Here is a 1,783-nt window from a genome sequence, read left to right as displayed (position 1 = left end):
GAACTGGTGGAGCGGGAGCAACTGGAACTGGTCGGACCAGAGCACTCCTCCTGGCAGCACGGTGACCTCCGGCATCGGCGCCACCACCGTCATGGACTCACCCGGCTCCGCCCAGCGGCCCTACGTCTTCGTCCGCGGCAACGACGGCCACCTGTGGGTGAACTGGTGGAGCGGGAGCAACTGGACCTGGTCGGACCAGAGCACACCGCCCAACGTTTCCGTGGCCTCCGGCATCGGCGCCATCACCGTCATGGACTCACCCAGCTCCGCCCAGCGGCCCTACGTCTTCGTCCGCGGCAACGACGGCCACCTGTGGGTGAACTGGTGGAGCGGGAGCAACTGGACCTGGTCGGACCAGAGCACACCGCCCAACGTTCCGGTGGCCTCCGGCATCGGCGCCATCACCGTCATGGACTCGCCCGGCTCCGCCCAGCGGCCCTACGTCTTCGTCCGCGGCAACGACAGCCACCTGTGGGTGAACTGGTGGGGATAGGCGTCTGACGTATAGGTAAAGCTCGGGCAACGTCTGTCCCGCCCGCATGTCAGCCCCGGCCGAGTGTCCGCGCCGGGGCTGACGTGTTGATGGAGAGCCTGGCCGGGTACGCCCCTGAAATGTGGGCGGGCACCCTCAAGCGGCACGGCTTCACCAGCATCGACGCGGACGTTCTCAAGGCCCCGGAACCCGGGAACCCGGGCGCGCTCATGGTGCGCGCCCGCACCCGGACATAGAACACCTGAGGCCCATGAAACCGACGCCCCTTACGATTCGCTCTGCGGATCGCGCCCGAGGCGGCGCCGGTCCTCGTATTCGGTGCCCGGTGACTGCCACCGGGTGCCTGTTCCCAGGGGGGAATCTCTGTGTTCGTACTGTCCATCCTGCTGCTCATAGCAGCGGTAGTGCTCTTCCTCGTCGGCCGTGGCCGGGATACCGGCGGTCTGAAGATCGGGGCGGCACTCAGCGCCCTCGCGGCCGTGCTGGCCGGTGTCTTCTCGTGCCTCCATGTCGTGAAGGCCTACGAGGTCGGGGTGCCGGTGACCTTCGGCAAGGTGGGGAAGCCGATGACCTCCGGCGTCCAGTTCAAGTCGCCGTTCACCGACGTCACGTCCTTCTCCACCCGCCCCGTCGACCTCGACATGTACGGCAAGGACGTCATCGAGGTCCGCTCGGCGCAGGGCGGGGTGCTGTACGCGGACGTCACCATCAAGTGGGCCGTCATCCCGGCCAGAGCGGTCGAGCTGTACCGGCTGGCGGGCAGTGAGGAGGCCGTCCAGGAGCGGCTGGTGGTGCCGGACAGCCGCGAGATCATCCGGAACGTCTTCGCGAAGCACACCAGTGAGGAGGGCTACGCCTCCGCCCGCGAGCAGATCGGCGCGGAGATCGCCGCGCTGGTCAAGGAGCGGCTGGCGCCGCGCGGGATCGACGTCACCAACGTCAATCTGCGCAATGTGCGGCCGTCGGACAAGCTCCAGGACCAGATCGACCAGAAGATCCAGCAGGAGCAGTCCACCGAGCGGGCCGTGGAGGCGGCGCGTACGGCCAAGGCGGAGGCCGAGCGGAGGCGGATCGAGGCGGAGGGGATCGCTCACGCGAACGAGATTCTCGCCAAGTCGCTCAGCGACAAGGTGCTTTACAACCAGTGCCTGGAGGCTTACAAGGAGGCTGCCAGGTCTCATCCGGTGTACGCGGTGCCGTGCGGCACCGGTGCGAACGGGACGCCGGTCATCGTGGATGGCAGCAAGAACTGATCGGCAGTTCGCCTGCCTGCGGGCCGGTGGGGGCTGG

3 protein-coding genes are annotated in these 1,783 nt (G+C 67.8%); all 3 read left to right on the top strand.

Annotated features, from left to right (window positions below; translation table 11 throughout):
- On the top strand, positions 1–493 hold a 493-nt coding region (locus tag AOK08_RS40530; protein ID WP_198539552.1), incomplete at its 5' end, for a PLL family lectin.
- A gap of 83 nt (positions 494–576) precedes the next feature.
- A complete protein-coding gene (locus tag AOK08_RS46250; RefSeq protein ID WP_157877014.1) occupies positions 577–729 on the top strand; it encodes a hypothetical protein in 153 nt (50 codons plus the stop codon).
- A 129-nt stretch (positions 730–858) separates the two neighbouring features.
- Entirely contained in the window at positions 859–1,746 is an 888-nt protein-coding gene (locus AOK08_RS40525; protein ID WP_055535390.1) for a prohibitin family protein, read from the top strand.
- Positions 1,747–1,783: the final 37 nt, after the last annotated feature.

This window comes from Streptomyces graminilatus (genome assembly GCF_001418565.1).
GTDB classification, from domain to species: Bacteria; Actinomycetota; Actinomycetes; order Streptomycetales; family Streptomycetaceae; genus Streptomyces; species Streptomyces graminilatus.
This window is presented reverse-complemented; position numbering and strand designations above follow the sequence as displayed.